Below are 18,061 nucleotides of genomic sequence, written 5' to 3'. Positions count from 1 at the left end.
CGTGCCGACCAACCTGTCTTCCACGAGTCGTTCAGCCATTCACCGGATCGTCACGCTGGCCCTCGGGCAGCCGGCGGTCGTGCTCGCTGTCGCAGTCATCACGGCGGCGGTCGGCACCTGGTCATTCTCACGACTCCCGGTGGACGCCTACCCCGACATCGCGCCACCGATGGTCGAGATCGTGACTCAATGGCCGGGTCAGGCCGCCGAGGAGGTCGAGCGTCTCATCACGGTCCCTATCGAGACCGAGATGAACGGGCTGCCCAATCTCGACGTCGTCCGCTCGATCTCGCTGTATGGGCTCTCGGACGTCCGGCTGGTCTTTAAGGATGGCACCGACAACTATTTCGCGCGCGAGCGCGTGTTCGAGCGGCTGCGTGACGCGGAAGTGCCGGATGGTGTCACCCCGGATGTGGCTCCGCTCTTCTCCCCCTCGGGACTGGTGTACCGCTACGTTCTGCAGAGCCCTGACCGCTCCCCAATGGAGCTCAAGACGATCCAGGATTGGGTGCTCTCGAAGGCCTACAAGGCGGTGCCGGGCGTGGCCGACCTGTCGGGTTTCGGGGGACAGACGATGCAGTATCAGGTCGTCCTCGACCCTACCAAGGTGGCCGGGGCCGGACTCTCGGTTCCGGCAATCGCCGAGGCGCTCGGGGCCAACAATGGCAACGCTGGTGGCGGGTTCTACTCTGAGGGGGGGCAGTTCTTCTATGTGCGCGGCCTTGGCCGGCTGCGCACGCCGGAGGACATCGGGGAGATTGTGCTGGCGGTCAAGAATGGCACCCCGATTCTCGTCCGCGATGTCGGCCAGGTAGTCATCGGGTACGCGCCCCGCCTGGGGCAGTTCGGGTTCAACGACCGGCTGGACGCCGTCGAAGGCGTCGTGCTGATGCGAACCGGGGAGCAGGCGCAGATCGTGCTCCAGCGAGTACAGACCAAAACGGAGCAGCTGAATCGGCTGGTGCTCCCGAAGGATGTGCGCATTGTCCCGTTCTACGACCGGAGTGACCTGATCCGGCTGACCACCCGGACGGTGGAGGACAACCTGCTCCGGGGCATTCTCCTCGTGGTCGTAGTCCTGATCTTCTTTCTGTTCGATGCCCGGTCGGGGCTAATCGCCGCCGTGACGATCCCACTCTCCCTTCTCTTCGCGTTCATCTGTCTCAACCTGCGAGGCATTCCGGCCAACCTGCTCTCCATTGGCGCCATCGACTTCGGGATTCTGGTGCACGGTTCGGTGGTGATGGTGGAGAACATTTACCGTCGCCTGGCAATCCGCCACGGTACCCGGTACTCCATACAGGAGGTGATCGCGGAAGCGGCCTCGGAGGTGGATCGGCCGGTGGTCTACGCGGTCGCGATCATCGTCGCGGGGTTTTTGCCGATCTACGCGCTCTCGGGCCCGTCGGGCAGGCTATTCCGACCCATCGCCGACACGACCATCTTCGCCCTCGTGGGTGCGCTGGCGCTGACCTTGACTCTCATTCCAGTGTTGTGCGCGCTGTTCCTCCGGGGAGGGGTGCGCGAGCGCAGAAACGTCGCGTTCGAGGCGGTGCATCAGACCTACACCCTGGTGCTCGACTGGTGTCTGGCGCGGCCGCGCGTCACCGTGCTGGCATCGCTCGCGGTATTCGGAGCGTCCCTCCTGCTCGCGGCCGGAATGGGGGCCGAGTTCATGCCGCACCTCGACGAGGGGGCGCTCTGGGTCAGGGCCACCATGCCTGCGACCATCTCGCTCGAGGAATCAGGCAAGTTGGTTCCCCAATTCCGTCAAATCCTCCGGGGGTTCCCTGAAGTGACCGTCGTCGCCTCCGAGCACGGGCGTCCGGACGACGGCACCAATCCGATTGGCTTCTTCAACGCGGAGTTCTACGTCGGCCTCAAACCGTATGACGAGTGGCACGGCCCCTACCACAGGAAGGCCGACTTGATTGCTGCCATGAATCGCAAGCTGTCGGTCTTCCCGGGAGTGAGCTTCAATTACACGCAACCGGCGGAGGACGCTGTCGACGAGGCCGAGACCGGACTCAAGAGCGCCCTGGCGGTGAAGGTGTTCGGCCCTGATCTCCAGGTATTGGAGGCGAAGGGGCGGGCGATCGAGCGCGTGCTGCACGGTGTCCGCGGCATGAACCGGATCACTGTGGTGGAGGAATTGGGGCAGCCCAGTCTCACCATTCAGATCGATCGGGGCAAGATTGCGCGCTATGGCATCAACATGGCCGACGTGAATGGGCTGATCGAAGCGGCGGTCGGTGGCGTGGCCGCGACATCGGTGGTGCAGGGAGAGAAGTCCTTCGACCTGGTCGTCCGGCTGGCTCCCAGCTTCCGTGAGACGCCGGAGCAGATCGGGGGGATACTCGTCGCCGCGCCGGAGGGCCAACAGATCCCGCTGCGCGAGCTCGCGTCCATCGGTGTCACCAGTGGGGCCTCGTTCATCTACCGCGAAGACAACTCCCGGTACATCGGCGTCCAGTTCGCAGTGGAAGGGCGGGATCTCGCCAGCACCGTTCAGGATGCTGAGCGTGCGGTGCGTGCTGCCGTACCCCTTCCGCCGGGGTACCGGGTGATCTGGGGTGGCGAGTACGAGGAGTACACCGCGTCACGGACGCAGCTCGCGGTGGTCCTGCCGCTCACTATCGGCCTCATTTTCGTGCTGCTGTTCGCCCTGTACCGTAATTTCAGCTTCCCCTTCATCACCGTCCTCGGCGTGGTGCTCTCCGCGCCGGTGGGGGGCCTGGTTGCACTGGCGCTGAGCGGGACGCCGTTCTCCGTGTCATCCGGTATCGGGTTTCTGGCGCTCTTCGGGGTCTCGGTGCAGACGGCCGTGGTGTACATCTCGTATGCCAACGAGCTCCGGCTCGGCGGCCTCGGTATCAGAGAGGCGACCCGCGAAGCCGCCCTTCAGCGGCTTCGGCCGATCATGATGACCGCCTTGGTGGCCGCGCTTGGCCTCTTGCCGGCAGCCCTCTCCACCGGCGTCGGTTCCGACGCTCAGCGCCCGTTCGCCCTGGTCATCGTCGGTGGCCTTTTCTCGCGCCTCCTGATCAGTGTGTTTCTCACGCCGGTGCTCTACGCCTACGCCAGCAAGGAAGGGGAACGCCTGGAAGTCTGAGGCACAGGGGCTCGGCCTCCGCCTCGCCGTGGCTGGCGCTGTCCACCGGCAACTGAAACCAGCCCGGATGGACTCTCGAGACCACCCTGCCCGGCAGGGCGGGCCGTTTTTCGCGAGTTGCGCAGCCTCGCGGCCGACAGTAGCTTCCCGCCCCGATGCCCTCCCGTTCTCCTCTCCTGGACGACCGCGCGCTCGGCCGGACCCTGGTGCGCATGGCTACTGAGATCGTCGAGCGCTGCCGCGGCACCGAGGACCTCGTCCTGGTGGGGATTCAACGGCGGGGTGTGGAGCTCGCCGACCGGCTCAAGCGGCTCATCGATCAAGCGGAAGGCTCCGCCGTCCCCTCCGGGAAGCTCGACATCACGCTCTATCGCGACGATCTCCAGACGGTCGGGCCTCGCCCGGTGGTGGGCGAAACCCAGCTTCCCGACCTGGACGGCAGAACGATCGTCATCGTGGACGACGTGCTCTACACCGGCCGCACCGTGCGGGCCGCGCTCGACGAATGCGCGGATTTCGGGCGGCCTCGCCGCATCCTGCTCTGTGTGCTGATCGATCGCGGCGGCCGGGAGCTGCCGATCCAGGCGGACATCGTGGGCACCACCGTGAGCGTCGCGCCGGGCGACCGGGTCGACGTCTTCGTCTCCGAGCTCGACGGCCGCGATGCCGTCGAGCTGGTCCGGGAAAGCTGAGGTGACCGCCGCGCCGAGCCTGGGCAAGGACCTGGTGGGCCTGGAGCCGTTGAGCCCGGCGCAGATCCAGCTCATCCTCGATACGGCGGAGCCGTTCAAGGCGGTCAGCGAGCGGCCCATCAAGAAGGTGCCGGCCCTCCGCGGCAAGACCATCGTCAATCTCTTCTTCGAGGCGTCCACCCGCACCCGCATCTCCTTCGAGTTCGCGGAGAAGCGCCTGAGCGCCGACACGGTGAACGTGGCCTCGGCCGGCAGCTCGGTCAGCAAGGGCGAGACCCTGGTCGACACGGCGCGCAACCTCGAGGCGATGCGGATCGACATGGTGGTAATCCGCCACGGCGCGTCCGGGGCGGCGCAGTTCCTGGGGCAGCGGATCCGCTCGAACGTGATCAACGCCGGCGACGGGAAGCACGAGCACCCGACCCAGGGCCTGCTGGACATGCTGACCTTGCGCGACCGGTTCAAGCGGCTCGCGGGCCTCAAGGTCGCCATCTGCGGCGACATCCTGCACAGCCGGGTGGCCCGCAGCAACATCTGGGGCCTCACCAAGCTCGGCGCCGAGGTCGGGGTCTGCGGGCCCGCGACGCTCCTGCCTCGCAACGTCCAGGAGCTCGGCGTCACCATCCTGCCGCGGATCGAAGACGCGATCCAGTGGGCCGACGCGCTGAATGTCCTGCGACTCCAGCTGGAACGGATGCAAGGCGGGTTTCTTCCCTCGCTCCGGGAATACAACCGGGTGTTCGGCGTGACCACCGAGCGGCTGGGCAAGGCGCCCAAGGACCTGCTGATCCTCCACCCCGGCCCGATGAACCGCGGCGTCGAGATCGACAGCGACGTGGCCGATGGCCCCCATAGCGTGATCCTGCCCCAGGTCACCAACGGCGTGGCAGTCCGCATGGCCGTGCTGTACCTGCTGGCCGGCGGCTCGCCCGATTGGGCCAGCCAGGCCGGTGGCGGGGCAGGGGGCGCCGACTGATGCCGCACCCGATCCTGGTGCGGGGTGGGCGGATCATCGATCCGGCGAACGGTATCGATCGCACGGCCGACCTGTTGCTGCAGGACGGCAAAGTCGAGGCGATCGACCAGAACCTCGGCTGTCCCGACGGCGCCCTCGTGGTCGAGGCGGGGGGGAAGGTGGTCTCGCCCGGACTCATCGATCTGCACGTCCACCTGCGCGAGCCGGGGCAGGAGGATCTGGAGACGGTGGCCACCGGGGCGATGGCCGCCGCGGCCGGCGGCTTCTCCGCCGTGTGCGCCATGCCCAACACCGATCCGGTGACCGACAACCAGGCGGCCGTGGGCTTCATCGTGAGCCAGGCGCAGCGGGCGTCGAAGGCGCGGGTCTACCCGATCGGCGCGATCTCACTGGGGCAGGAGGGTCGCCAACTCGCGGAGTTCGGGGAGCTGGTCGGGGCCGGCGCGGTGGCGGTGAGCGACGATGGCAAGCCGGTGGTCTCCAGCCACCTCATGCGGACCGCCCTGGAGTACGCCCGCACGTTCGGCATTCCGGTGGCGGACCATTGCGAGGATCCGACGCTCGCGGCCGGCGGCGTGATGCACGAGGGGCTGATCTCCACCCGGCTGGGTCTCAAAGGCGTGCCGGCTGCCGCGGAAGAGATCATGGTGGCGCGGGACATTCTGCTGGCCGAGCTGACCGGCGGCCACGTTCACTTGTGTCATATGTCGACCCGGGGCTCGGTGGAGCTGATCCGGCGCGCCAAGGAGCGGGGAATCCGGGTGACGGCGGAAGCGTGTCCCCACCACTTCACGCTGACCCACGAGGCCTGCGAGGACTACAACACCAACGCCAAGATGAGCCCGCCGCTCCGGGAGCCGGAGGACCGCGAGGCCGTCCGCCAGGCCCTGCGCGATGGGACCATCGACGTCATCTGCACCGATCACGCGCCCCACCACTATGATGCCAAGGAGCGCGAGTTCGACGACGCGCCCAACGGCATCATCGGACTGGAGACGGCACTGGGGCTCGCCATCACGGAGCTGGTCGGCACCGGACTGATCGACCTGCCGACCCTGATCCTGCGGATGAGCGCCACGCCGGCCCGCATCTTCAACCTGCCCGGCGGCTCCCTGGCGCGCGGGGCCACGGCCGATGTGGTGGTCCTCGACCCGACGGCGGAGTGGGTGGTCGAGCCCGGTACCTTCTTCTCCAAGAGCCGGAACACGCCTTTCGGCGGGCGCCGGCTCCGGGGACGCGCGGACCTGACCATCGTGCGGGGTCAGGTCGTCTTCGATCGCGCGGGGTGAACGCGGCACACCTGTCCCCAGGGCGCGACCGAATTTAGATTTGCATGTGCTCCCGAATCACCCTGCTGACGGGCAAAGTGCCGGCGGTCCCGTGTGACCTCGAGCGGCTGAGAGGAAGCCCCATGGCCAAACCGACCTCGGAAACCGATTCCATCATCGAAGCCCTGCTGCAGCAGCGGGCCCAGTACGAGCAGTGGTTGGCCCGGCTCGACTCCGCCGCGGACAAGGCGCCTCCCGGCGTCCGCCAAAAGGTGCGCGCGGACTACGAGTCCCGCCTCCGCGGCGTCATCGACCAGCTTCGGGGCCATAGCGCCAGCATCGCCGCGGAGCTCCAGCGGCACCAGTCGCACCAATCGGAGCTCGACCGGGAGCGGCGTCATGCCGACGAGGAGCTGGCCGAGGCCGAGGTGCGGCATACCGTCGGCGAGTACGCGGAAGACGAGTGGCGCCGGATCGCCGACGACAGCCGCAACCGGCTCGACCGCCTGCGCAGCGAGCTGCGGATCGTGGGCGACGAGATCGCCCGGTTGGCCGAAGTACAGGCCCTGATCACGACCAGCCCAGCCCGCCCGGCCGAAGTGGCCCGCCCAGTGGAGGCGGCGCACCCGGTCGAGACGCCGGCTCCGCCGCCGCCGCCACCGCCCGAGCCGGTGGTCGAGCGGGCGCCCCCACCACCCCCGGCTCCCGAGCCGGCGCCTGCTCCCGAGCCCTCGGCCGTCTCGGTCCGCCCGGACCCCCGGTCCGCCCCCCGGCCGCCACGCCCGCGGGAGCCGGAGCCGGCCGCGCCGAGTGACGAGCTGGCGTTCCTCAAATCGGTCTCGGACGAGGAGCGGAAGCCCGCACCCGCTCCGCGGCGGCCGAGCAATCCGGGTGGCGCCAGCTCAGCGGCGGTACACCAGGCGGCGCCCGGGAAGCCCGGCGCTGCGGGCGTGGCCAAGACCCTCAAGTGCGGCGAGTGTGGCACGCTCAACCGTCCGACCGAGTGGTACTGCGAGCGCTGCGGAGCCGAGCTGGCCGGTATCTGAGCGCCGTACCGGCAAACGAAAAGGGGCCCGACCATCAGGTCGGGCCCCTTTCGACAGATACCAGAGGCGGCTACTTGCCCCCGGCCACCAGCTTGGCCAGGCGGCTCTTGTGCCGGGCGGCCGCGTTGGGATGAATCAGCCGCTTGCGGCCCGCGCGATCGATGAGGCGCGCGGCTTCGGCATAGGCCGTCTTGGCCTCGTCCCCGGCCGTGCTCCGGACCTTCTTGATGGCGGAACGGAGCTGGCTCCGCTGAGTGCGGTTGAGCACCGCGTGAGTCTTGCCTTGGCGCATGCGCTTCTTGGCGGACTTGATTCGGGGCACGACGACCTCGGCTGAACGGAGAACGCGATCCGGCGATGGGGCCGGAAATGAGCGGCGTAAGTTAGGCACCAGCCGGTGCAAGGTCAAGCGGCACGCCGCTTTGACTTGGCTTTCCTGGTGGTGTAACCTTCTGCCCTCCCGACCGACAGGACCGCACCCCTGGAATCTCAGTTGAGCGACTTCATCCTCGCGCTCCCGATGCTGATCTTCGCGATGGTGGCGCACGAGTACGCCCATGCCATCACCGCGCTGCACCAGGGGGACGACACGGCGTACTCGCTCGGGCGGGTGACGCTCAATCCGCTGCCGCATATCGATCCGGTGATGAGCCTCCTGATGCCGACCGCCCTCTGGTTCCTCTCCGGCGGCCGCTTCACCTTCGGCGGGGCCAAGCCGGTGCCGGTGAACTCCCGGAAGTTCCGGAACTTCCGCCGGGGCGACATCATCGTCTCGGCGGCCGGGGTGACGACCAATCTCTTTCTGTCGCTGCTCTTCTCGCTGCTGTTCGTGCTCGTCGGCCTGGCCGCCCGCGGCCTGCCGGCCGGCACGGCCGCGTTCGACACCGCGCAGCGGATGATGGTCTACGGCATCTGGCTCAATCTCATCCTCTGCTTCTTCAACCTCATTCCCGTCCCGCCGCTGGATGGCTCGCACCTGCTCTACCACGTGTTGCCGCCCCGCGCGGGGGCCTGGTACCGCGGACTCAACCGCTTCGGCTACCTGCCGCTCTTCGCGCTGATGTTTCTCTTCCGGCCGGTGATGGGCATCCTGCTCACCCCGGCCTTCAAGATGATGAACTTTCTGGGCGGATTGATCGCTCCGTACCAGGTCGGTCCGGGAGCGAACATCTTTTCATGACTGCCTCCGAGGCCCCCACCACCGCGCTTGGCGCCGGCCCCGGCTTCGTGGTCCAGCTCGACGCCTTCTCGGGGCCGCTCGACCTGCTGCTGCACCTCCTCAGGGAGGAGCAGATCGAGATCGCGGAGATTCCGATCGCCCGCATTGCCGACCAGTTCCTCTCCGCCATCCAGGACCTCGGCCTCAACCAGGCCGCCGACTACCTGGACATGGCGAGCCGGCTGGTGCGGCTCAAGGCCCAGATGCTGCTCCCCCGCCGCTCCGAGGAGGACGGCTGGGAGGACCCCCGCGCGGAGCTGGTGCGCCGGCTTCTGGAGTATCAGCAGATCAGGGAGATCGCGATCTGGCTGGGCCGGGCCGCGGAGCGACGATCGGAGCAGTTGGTCCGCGGCTTCCTGCCGCCCGCGCCGCCGCTCCCGCCGGTGCCGCTGACGCTCGATCTGCTGGAGATGCTCCAGGCGGTGGAGCGCGTGGTCGCGGCGATTCCCTCGCCGGTGCTGCACCGGGTGGTGGCCCGGCCGCTCGACGTCGAGACCGCGACCCGGCGGATCGAGCAGCTCCTGGAGGAGCGCGAGGAGATCGGCTGGCTCGATGCCCTGGGTTCCCGACCGACCATCGTCGATGTGCTCTCCACCCTGCTGGCGCTGCTGGAGCTGGCCAAGCGGGGGACCCTTCGTCTCGTCCAACCGGCCGCGTTCGCGCCGATGGTGATCGCCCGTGACCCCGCTCGCTCAGCTGCTTGAGGCGGCGCTCTTCAGCGCCAGCCGCCCGCTCACCATCGAAGAGCTCTCCACCCTGGAGCAGGAGGCCACGCTCGCCGACCTGCGGATGGCCCTGGAGCAGGTCCGCGAGCATTACGACTTCGAGCAGCACGGCGTGGAGCTGGTGGAGATGGCGGGTGGCTACCAGATCCTCACCCGGCCGATCCATGCCGCGGCCATCGAGCGGGCCCACTTCTCGGTCCGCACGCCCAAGCTGAGCGCGGCGGCGCTGGAGACGCTGGCGGTCATCGCGTACCGCCAGCCCGTGGGCCGGTTGGAGATCGAGGAGATCCGCGGGGTCTCGGCGGGCGGGGTGCTGCGGCTGCTGCAGGAGCGCGGGCTGATCGAGGTAGTGGGCCGGGGCGAGGCCCTGGGCCGCCCGCTGCTCTACGGCACCGCGCCCATGTTCCTGGAGCTGCTCGGCCTCCGCGACCTGGCCGACCTGCCGCGGGCCGAGGAGCTCACCATCGCCTTGCGGCCGCACCATCCCGAGCCCGAGGCGACGGATGACGCGGCCGCCTACGTCGAGGCCGAATCGTGAGCGAGATGCGGCTCCAGCGGGCGCTCGCCCGGGCGGGAGTCGCCTCGCGGCGGGCCGCGGAGCAGCTCATCACCGACGGCCGGGTCCGGGTGGATGGGAAGGTGGCGGAGCTGGGCAGCAAGGTCGATCCTCAGCGGCAGCGGATCACCGTCGGCGGCCGCGCCGTCAAGGTGCAGGCCCGGCGCTGGCTGGCATTCCATAAGCCGCTCGGCGTGGTCACCACCGCCAGCGATGAGGAAGGCCGCCGGACGGTCTTCGATTTCATCCCCGACCATGCGGGCCTCACCTATGTCGGCCGGCTGGACGTGACTACCACGGGGCTCCTCCTGCTCACCACCGACGGCGAAGCGGTGCACCGTCTCACCCATCCGCGGTATCACGTCCCCCGGCGCTACACCGCGCTGGTGCACGGCCGACCGACCGGCGAGATCGGCCAGGCGGTGCGGGAGAAGATCGTGATCGACGGGCGGCCGGTCGCGCCGCTCGAGGTCCGGGTGCGGCCCGGCACCGATGGACGCAGCATCCTGGATGTCACCCTGCAGGAAGGCCGCAATCGGATCGTCCGCCGGTGGTGCGAAACGATGGGACTCAAGGTCGAGCGCCTGGCGCGGCTCTCCTTCGGCCCCGTGCGCCTGGGTGATCTGCCGCCTGGAGGGTACCGCCCGCTGACACCCAAGGAGGAAGCGGCGCTCTACAAGGCGATCCGGATGACGCCGGACGAAGGTGAAACCGAGAGGGGCCCCGGGGCGTCCAGGAAGTAGCATTGGAAAGGGCGCTCCCGCCGGGCAGATGCCACCCCGATCCCGACTATCTTTCCCAGACCCAACTCCAGGAGCCAGCGAGCGTGAGCGCGCCGAAGCTGACCGAGAAACCGGCCGAGACGCTGCCGGTGCCGCGTATCCTCAAAGAGGTGTCCCGGCGCATCGTGGGCCAGGATGCCATGGTGGAGCGGCTGCTCGTGGGGCTGCTCACCGGGGGCCACATCCTGCTCGAAGGGGTGCCGGGGTTGGCCAAGACGCTGGCCGTACGCACGCTCTCCGAGGTGATTCACGCCTCCTTTTCCCGCATCCAGTTCACGCCCGACCTGCTCCCCGCCGATCTGATCGGCACCATGGTGTTCGACCAGAAGAGCCAGGAGTTCAACGTCAAGAAGGGACCGGTTTTCGCCCAGATCATCCTGGCGGACGAGATCAACCGCGCCCCGGCCAAGGTCCAGGCCGCGCTGCTGGAAGCGATGCAGGAGCATCAGGTCACCATCGGCGGCACCACCTATCGGCTGGAGGAGCCGTTCCTGGTTTTGGCGACCCAGAATCCGATCGAGAACGAGGGCACCTATCCGCTCCCCGAGGCGCAGCTCGACCGATTCATGCTGAAGGTCCGGGTCGGCTACCCCAGCCGGGATGAAGAGAAGGAGGTCCTGCTCCGGATGAGCGGAGGGCAGGAGATCCCGGTGGAGCGCCTGCTCCATCCGGACGACATCCTGACCGCGCGCGCCTCGATCGCGCAGCTCTACATGGATCAGAAGGTGGTGGACTACATCGTGGACCTGGTGCGCGCCACCAGAGAACCTTCGGCCGTCGGACTCAAGGATCTTCAGCCGCTCATCGCCTTCGGCGGGTCGCCCCGGGCGTCGATCGCGCTGGCCCAGGCGGCCCGCGCGCACGCGTTTCTTCGGGGGCGCGCCTACGTCGTCCCCGAGGACGTGCGCGCGCTCGCGCCCGACGTGCTCCGCCACCGGATCGTGCTCACCTTCGAGGCGGAGGCCGAGGACGTGACCACCGACGACGTGGTGACCAAGGTGCTCGCCGCCCTGAGGGTGCCGTGAAATGCCCGCCGTTTCTCCCGAAATCCTCAAGCAGGTAAAGGGCATCGAGCTCCGCACCCGCGCCCTGGTCGGCACATTGTTCGCGGGGGAGTACCGCTCCGTGTTCCGGGGGCAGGGGATGGAGTTCGCCGAAGTCCGGGCCTATCAGCACGGGGACGACTTCCGCGCCATCGACTGGAACGTCTCCGCCCGGCTGGCGAGCCCCTACGTGAAGACGTTCACCGAGGAGCGCGAGCTCACCCTCATGCTGCTGGTGGATCAATCGGGCTCGACCCGCTTCGGTGAGCCCGTCACCAAGGCCGGGCTCGCCGTCGAGGTGGCCGCCGTGCTGGCGCTGGCTGCGGCCTACCACAACGACCGGGTGGGCGCCCTCCTCTTCGCCGATGAGGTCGAGCAGGTCATCCCCCCGGCCAAGGGTCGCCGGCACGCGCTCCGGGTGATCCGCGATCTGGTCGCGTTCGAGCCGGCGGGCCAGCGAACCAATCTCGCCGCCAGCCTCTCCTACACCAGCCGGCTGCTGCGCCATCGCAGCATCGTCGTGATTCTCTCCGACTTCATCGCCGCCGGATGGGACCGCCCGCTGCGCCGGCTGGCTGCGCGCCACGAGGTGGTGGCGATCACGGTGGACGATCCGCGCGAGCACCACCTGCCGGAGTCCGGCTGGATCGAGATGCTCGATGCGGAGTCGGGCCGCCGGGTGCTGATCGACACCGGCAGCCGCGTGGTACGGGAGCAGGTCCGCGCGCTCGCCGAGCGCCGGCGGGAGGAGCGTAGCCGGATCCTCGCGGCAGCCGGGGCCGACCAGGTGGGACTGGAGACCGGGGTCGACTACGCGCTGCCACTCCGGCGGGCGTTCGCGCGCCGGGCACGGCGGATCCACCGCGCATGATGGGCCCGGTGGTCGCCGGCCTCCTCGTGGCCGGGGCCCAGCAGAACGATCCTACCGTGGGTGACACGATCTGGCTCACCCGAACCGTCGTGGTTCCGGCCGGACGCACCCTCCGCCCGGCCGACTGGACTCCCGCGGATCCGGTGGAGCTGCTGGCGGCGCCGCGCGTCACCTTGCGGGGCGACTCCGCCGACGTGACCTACCCGGTCGTGGTCTGGCGGACCGGCGCGCAGACGGTGGAGCTCCCGGGCCCGATCCTGCTGGGCGCCAGCGGGAGCGTGGATTCGCTGCCGGCCGAATCCGTCACCCTGCATATCAGGAGCGTGCTGCCGGCCGTGCCGCCGGATTCCACCCTGGCGCCGCAGCCCCGCGCCGATTTCGTGCCCCGGCGGACGCGGACCGTGCTGCCGTTGCTGGCGCTCTGGCTGCTGGCCGGCGTGCTGCTGGCGCCGCTGCACTGGTGGTGGCGCCGTCGGGGAAAGGAGCGTCAGGTCTTCGTGCTTCCACCAGCCCACGGTGGCGAGCCGCCCCTGGAACGCTGGGCAGACGCCGGCGAGTCCCGGGCGGTGGCCGCCGCGGCCACCGCGCGACTCCGCTGGGTGATCGCGGAGCGGCTTCCCCAGGCCCACGTAGGACTCGACACCGAAGATCTGCTCCGCGTGGTGCGCGCGGCGCGCCCGGCCTGGCCGCTGGGCGAGCTCACCGACCTGTTGCACTCACTGGACGAGGCCCGGTTCGGGGAGCGCACCTTTCCCGACGCGCTCGGTCTCGCCCGCTGGGGCAACGAGCTGGAGCCGCGGCTCCTGCGTGAGGCCGCGTGAGCTTCGCGCGTCCCTGGCTGTTGCTCCTGCTCCTGGGCCTGGCGCTCTGGTGGTGGCGCCGACGCCGGCGCGAGGTCCCGGCGGCCCGCTACAGCGACGTGAGTCTGCCCGCTGCCGTCTCGGCCAAGCGCTGGTGGGTGGTGCTGCCGCCGCTGTTGCGCTCCGCCGCGCTGGTGGCGCTCATCGTGGCCGCCGCGGGGCCGCGGGTCGGCGGAGACACGATCGAGGTGAAGCAGGAAGGGATCGCGATCGTCATCTGTATCGATATCTCGAGCAGCATGCTGGCGGAGGACTTCGCGCCCTCGAACCGGCTGGGCGTGGCGCAGCGGCAGGCGGTGGCGTTCATCCGCGGGCGGACCGCGGACAGGATCGGGCTGGTGGCCTTCGCCGGCGAGGCGCTCACCCAGGTGCCGGTCACGCTGGATTACCCAGTGGTCGAGCAGGCGGTGATGGAGCTCAAGATCGGCAGTCTGGAGGACGGCACGGCCATCGGCAGTGGACTCGCCACGGCCGTGAACCGGCTGCGCCGCGCACCCGATAAATCCAAGGTGATCCTGCTGCTCACCGACGGCGAGAACAACAAGGGACTGATCGACCCCCGCACCGCCGCCGCTACGGCGTCCGCCTATGGCATCAAGGTCTACACCATCGGTGTAGGCACCATCGGCGAGGCGCCGATCCCGACCGGCCGTGGGTTGGGCGGGTTCCGCTACGAAATGCTGCCGGTCCGGATCGACGAGCCGCTGCTGCGCGAGATCGCCCAGAAGACCGGGGGCCGCTACTTCCGCGCCAAAGACAGCGAAGCGTTGAGCCGGATCTTCCGCCAGATCGATCAGTTGGAGAAGACGCCCATTCAGGTGACCCGCTACACCAAGTACGAGGAGGCGACCCGGCCGCTGATTCTCGCCGGGCTCGGCGCGCTCGCGCTCGAGATCCTGCTCGGCAGCACGCTGGTGGTGCGGGTCCCATGATCTTCGACGCCCCGTTCCTGCTGCTGCTCGCGCCGGTGCTCGGCATCGCCATTGGATTCGGTGCCTGGCTGGGCCGCCGCCGCCGGATCCGGCTCGCGCGCCACTGGTCACCGGCGCTCGGCCGACTCGCCCGCGCGCGCGGCGGCTGGGCGCCCGCGGTGCTGGGGCTGGTGGCCTTGTGCGGCATCGTGGCGCTTGCCGGGCCGCGCTACGGGCGGACCGAGATCAAGACCGAGACCCGGGCGCTCAATCTGGTCTTCGCCCTCGACATCAGCCGCTCGATGCTGGCGGAGGACGTGGCGCCGAGCCGGCTGCAGCGCGCCGTCACCGAGGCTCGCCGCCTGAGCCAGGACCTGGAGGGCGACCGCCTTGGTCTCATCGCGTTTGCGGGCCGAAGCTATATCCTGACGCCCCTCACGGTCGACGGCGGGGCCATCCGGATGTACCTCGATGCGCTCGACCCCGACCTGGCGAGCGAGGGCGGCACCAATCTGGGCAGTGTGCTGGGCCAGGGCGCCGAGCTGCTGGGCGCCACCACAGGCGCGGCCGACCGGGTGCTGGTCGTCTTCACCGACGGCGAAGCGCACGACACGCTGCCCGAGATCATCGCCCAGGCCGAGGCACTGAAGGAGGCCGGGGTCCATCTCATCATGGTCTCCGAGGGCCGGCCCACGCCCAGTCGGATTCCGATCCGCGATTCCGCCGGCACGCTGCTGCAGTACAAGCAGGACGAGGACGGCAGCGTGATCCAGACCCAGCGGCGGGACGATGTGCTCGACGCCGTGGTGAACGCGGCCGAGGGGACGCTGGTCCTGAGTGAGGCGCGCGACCAGGCGGGCGCGGTCCGCGACCTCGTCGCGGCGATGAAGCGGAGCCCGTCGTCCGAGACCCGCACCGCGGATCTCGTGCCCCGCGGCTGGATCCCGGTGCTGCTCGCCGCGCTCCTCCTCCTCGGCTACACCCTGGTCCGCCCGGGCCCGGCGCTCATCGGACTCGCGGGACTGCTCCTCCTCGGCCGGACGGCGTCGGCTCAGCGGCCGACGCCGGGCGCACGTGCGCTGGCGGCCGGGGATCCGGTCCGCGCCGCCGCGGAGTTTCTCAAGGAGGCGAACGGCGCCCGCGCCCGCGATACCGCATTCTACAACGCGGGGACGGCGGCGCTCGAGGCGCGCCGCTACGAGGTGGCGCGCGGCGCGCTGGTGGAAGCCGCCAAGTCGCTGGATCCGGCGCTCCGCTACCGCGCGCTCTACAATCTGGGTCTGTCGGAGCTGCTGGCGTCGGCTAGCGACAGCAGCCGGCGGGACGAGCTGCTGGACGACGCGGCCGACCGCCTGCGCCAGGCCCTCCTGCTCCAGCCCGGATCCGCGCGAGCCAAGTGGAATCTCGAGCTCACGGAGCGGCACCGACCACCTCCGCCGCCCAGTGGCGGCAGTGGGGGCGGAGGCACACCACCCAGCGGCGGCGGCGGTCCCGCCCCGCGGCCGAGCGCGCCGGCCGCCAGCCAGGGCGTGAACCAGAGTCAGGCGGAGCAGATCCTCAATTCGATGGAGCGGCGCGAGCGTGAAACCCGGCAGGAGCAGCAGCGCCGGACGGAGGCGGGCTCCACGTCGGGAGTGAAAGACTGGTGATTCGCGCTCTCGGTTGTGCGGGGCTGCTGCTCGGCCTCCTGCAGGGCGAGCGGCCCCAGCTCGAGGTGTCGGTGGACGAGGACCGAATCTCTGTCGGCGAGGAGGTCGTGTACACCTTGCGCGCCGTCTCCCACTCGCCGATGCCGCTGCAGGTGACGATCGCCCCGTTCAACGGGCTCGAGATCGTGGCCCGGTCGGAGCGCACCGAGGTCTCGGCGGACCCGGGCCGGACCCGCACGACAGTGCTGGAGATCCGGCTCCGGGCCACCAGACCCGGCAACTGGGAGTTGGGCCCAGCCCGCGCGGCACAGGGGCGTGATACCGTCGAGGCCGGCGCGCTGGTCATCGTCGTGGCCGCCAACCGGGCGGCCACGGCTTCCACCTTGGGACCCCGGCTCCGTGGTCTGCTGGAGCGCGCGAAGCCACCGCTACCCGGTCAAGCGGGCATCGACCTGCTGGTCTCCTCCGACACGGCCCGGCTGGGCGAGCAGGTCGACGTGGTGACGGCGGCCTGGTTTCCCCGGGACCTCCGGCTCCAACTCCGCCGTCCGCCGACGCTGCTCCCACCGGTGATCGATGGCGTCTGGAGCTATCCCCAGGCGGCGCCGGTCGGCATCGCGGCCACCCGCAACGTCGGCGGACGCTGGTACGATCTCTTCGTCTCCCATCAGATCGTCTTTCCGCTGGTGCCCGGGCGACTCTCGATTCCGCGGGCCACCCTCAAGTACAGCACGCCGGTCGCGCTCCAGTTCTTCAGCCAGGAGGATCGCTTCGCGATCTCCAGCCGGGCGGAGACACTGGTGGTGCAGCCGCTCCCGCCGGAGGGGCGGCCCGCTGGGTTCATCGGGGCGATCGGCGGCGGGCTGCGGCTGGAGCGACGAGTGACCCCGCCGGCCGCGCGGGTGGGCGACGGGATCACGGTGGAGCTCGCGCTGACCGGCGAAGGCAACCTGGCGCTCTGGCCCGCGCCCGCGGTCCGCTGGCCGGCCGGCGCCCGCGCCTACGTCGAGCGGGTCGACGAAGCGATGGTCTCGGGTGAGGGCCGGCTCGGCGGCACCAAGACCTTCCGTTATCTCGTCGTGCCGGACTCTGCCGGGGTCCTGGCGCTGCCGCCGGTGACGTATCCGTATTTCGATCTCGCCTCGGGCCACTATGCTGAGCTCGGCATGGCGGCGGCGTCGGTGCCGGTGACCGCGGGTGGTGAATCGGCGGCCGCAGCGGCGCTCCCGCCACCGCTGCTTCGTGCGCAGGCGCCAAGCCTCTCGTGGAGGCTGGCTCACAGGGTGCCCGACTGGGCCTGGCTGCTGCTGCTGGCGCTGCCGCCGTTGGTCGCATGGTCGTGGGGGCGGATGCCACAGCCCAGTCGGGCGCGGCCGCGGAGGGCGGCGCGCCTCGATCTCCGGAGCGCGGAGCTGGACCTGGATGCCCTGGTGCGCGCCCTGGTGCCCGATCCCCATCTTCGGTTCGGGGCCAGTCTGGCCGCGGCGGTACGAGCCGCGGGGGCGGATGCCGAGCTCGCGACTCGTGTGGCCAGCCTGCGGGACCGCCTGCATGCACGGAGATACGGCCCGGCGGCCCAGGCGGCGGACGATCCGGCGCTTGCCAGCGAAGTGCGCGACGTCCTGCTTCGCCTCGGTGGCTCGCTCCGCGGGCGGCGGGCGCGGCGCGTCTCCGCGGTCATCGTGCTGCTCGCGCTGAGCGGGGGAGTGGCCCGGGCGCAGTCCCCCTCGCCGGAGGAGCTCTACCAGAGCGGCTCGCTGCGGGCAGCCGTCGATGGCTTCAGCTCGAGAGCCGCGGAGCAACCTGCCGTGGCGGCCCACTGGTACAACCTCGGGGCCGCATACTATCGGCTCGGCAGCCGCGGACGGGCGGCGGCCGCGTGGCTGGAGGCTCGCCGGCTGGCGCCGCGCCAGGGAGTGATCCGCCGAGGGTTCGTGCTCGTGCCCGCAACGGACGCCACCTCCGCCCGCTGGACCTGGTCGCCACCGCTGACACCGGAGGAGTTGCTGCTGGGTGGTGCCGTACTGTGGATTGCGGGCTGGCTCGGATGGTGCTTGCGGCCGCAGCTCCGGGAACGGTGGCTGGTCCTCCTGGTGTTCGGCGGCGGTGCCGTGCTCGCCGGACTGGGCCTCCGCGCATGGTACCGGGTGCCCCTGGCCGTCGTGCTCGACGATACGCCGCTCCGGGTCTCGCCCCATGGGAGGGCGCCGGCGCTTTCGCCACTCGAGAGTGGCAGCGCCGTCCGCATCGTGCGGCACCTCCCGGGCTGGGTGCTGGTACGGGCACCCAATGCCAGGGAAGGGTGGCTCCCGGACGAGGCGGTCGCCGCCGTCGGCGGGTAGATTCCGGCC

At 70.0% G+C, this 18,061-nt stretch carries 16 protein-coding genes; 15 read left to right on the top strand and 1 reads right to left on the bottom strand.

Annotated features, from left to right (window positions below):
- The 5 genes from VHR41_17850 to VHR41_17830 form a co-directional block, all read left to right on the top strand.
- Positions 1-3,112 (top strand): CusA/CzcA family heavy metal efflux RND transporter (locus tag VHR41_17850; protein HEX3236064.1); only part of this gene is annotated, 3,112 nt, incomplete at its 5' end.
- Positions 3,113-3,267: 155 nt separating this feature from the next.
- Complete coding sequence (pyrR, locus tag VHR41_17845) at positions 3,268-3,804, top strand: bifunctional pyr operon transcriptional regulator/uracil phosphoribosyltransferase PyrR (protein ID HEX3236063.1); 537 nt, start codon at positions 3,268-3,270, stop codon at positions 3,802-3,804.
- A 1-nt stretch (position 3,805) separates the two neighbouring features.
- A complete protein-coding gene (locus VHR41_17840; protein ID HEX3236062.1) occupies positions 3,806-4,780 on the top strand; it encodes an aspartate carbamoyltransferase catalytic subunit in 975 nt (324 codons plus the stop codon).
- Positions 4,780-6,069 (top strand): dihydroorotase, encoded by a 1,290-nt coding sequence (locus VHR41_17835; GenBank protein ID HEX3236061.1) that lies wholly within the window; start codon positions 4,780-4,782, stop codon positions 6,067-6,069. Before VHR41_17840 ends, VHR41_17835 begins: the two co-directional genes overlap by 1 nt.
- A gap of 122 nt (positions 6,070-6,191) precedes the next feature.
- Complete coding sequence (locus VHR41_17830) at positions 6,192-7,094, top strand: zinc finger Ran-binding domain-containing protein (protein HEX3236060.1); 903 nt, start codon at positions 6,192-6,194, stop codon at positions 7,092-7,094.
- Between the two features lie 70 nt (positions 7,095-7,164).
- On the opposite strand, the gene rpsT is transcribed toward VHR41_17830, so the two are convergent.
- Positions 7,165-7,416, bottom strand: a complete 252-nt coding sequence (rpsT, locus tag VHR41_17825; GenBank protein ID HEX3236059.1) for a 30S ribosomal protein S20 — start codon at positions 7,414-7,416, stop codon at positions 7,165-7,167.
- Positions 7,417-7,587: 171 nt separating this feature from the next.
- Between rpsT and VHR41_17820 the strand changes: the two genes are divergently transcribed.
- The 10 genes from VHR41_17820 (at position 7,588) to VHR41_17775 (ending at position 18,052) form a co-directional block, all read left to right on the top strand.
- Complete coding sequence (locus VHR41_17820) at positions 7,588-8,274, top strand: site-2 protease family protein (protein ID HEX3236058.1); 687 nt, start codon at positions 7,588-7,590, stop codon at positions 8,272-8,274.
- Entirely contained in the window at positions 8,271-9,017 is a 747-nt protein-coding gene (locus tag VHR41_17815; GenBank protein ID HEX3236057.1) for a ScpA family protein, read from the top strand. The genes VHR41_17820 and VHR41_17815 overlap by 4 nt, the downstream gene beginning before the upstream one ends.
- A complete protein-coding gene (gene scpB, locus VHR41_17810) occupies positions 8,992-9,576 on the top strand; it encodes an SMC-Scp complex subunit ScpB (GenBank protein HEX3236056.1) in 585 nt (194 codons plus the stop codon). Before VHR41_17815 ends, scpB begins: the two co-directional genes overlap by 26 nt.
- 5 nt (positions 9,577-9,581) lie before the next feature.
- Positions 9,582-10,337 carry a pseudouridine synthase gene (locus VHR41_17805; GenBank protein HEX3236055.1) on the top strand — a complete coding sequence of 252 codons (756 nt, stop codon included), beginning with the start codon at positions 9,582-9,584 and terminating at the stop codon, positions 10,335-10,337.
- A gap of 83 nt (positions 10,338-10,420) precedes the next feature.
- On the top strand, positions 10,421-11,401 hold the full coding sequence (locus tag VHR41_17800) for a MoxR family ATPase (GenBank protein ID HEX3236054.1): 981 nt from the start codon (positions 10,421-10,423) through the stop codon (positions 11,399-11,401).
- 1 nt (position 11,402) lies between these two features.
- Positions 11,403-12,290 (top strand): DUF58 domain-containing protein, encoded by an 888-nt coding sequence (locus VHR41_17795; GenBank protein HEX3236053.1) that lies wholly within the window; start codon positions 11,403-11,405, stop codon positions 12,288-12,290.
- Positions 12,287-13,111 carry a hypothetical protein gene (locus VHR41_17790; protein ID HEX3236052.1) on the top strand — a complete coding sequence of 275 codons (825 nt, stop codon included), beginning with the start codon at positions 12,287-12,289 and terminating at the stop codon, positions 13,109-13,111. The genes VHR41_17795 and VHR41_17790 overlap by 4 nt, the downstream gene beginning before the upstream one ends.
- On the top strand, positions 13,108-14,082 hold the full coding sequence (locus VHR41_17785) for a VWA domain-containing protein (GenBank protein ID HEX3236051.1): 975 nt from the start codon (positions 13,108-13,110) through the stop codon (positions 14,080-14,082). The genes VHR41_17790 and VHR41_17785 overlap by 4 nt, the downstream gene beginning before the upstream one ends.
- A complete protein-coding gene (locus VHR41_17780) occupies positions 14,079-15,710 on the top strand; it encodes a VWA domain-containing protein (protein HEX3236050.1) in 1,632 nt (543 codons plus the stop codon). The genes VHR41_17785 and VHR41_17780 overlap by 4 nt, the downstream gene beginning before the upstream one ends.
- Positions 15,707-18,052, top strand: coding sequence for a hypothetical protein (locus VHR41_17775; protein HEX3236049.1), 2,346 nt, complete (start codon positions 15,707-15,709; stop codon positions 18,050-18,052). Before VHR41_17780 ends, VHR41_17775 begins: the two co-directional genes overlap by 4 nt.
- Positions 18,053-18,061 lie beyond the last annotated feature (9 nt).

The organism is Gemmatimonadales bacterium, assembly GCA_036265815.1.
Classification (GTDB): Bacteria; Gemmatimonadota; Gemmatimonadetes; order Gemmatimonadales; family GWC2-71-9; genus CAVVWJ01.
This window is presented reverse-complemented; position numbering and strand designations above follow the sequence as displayed.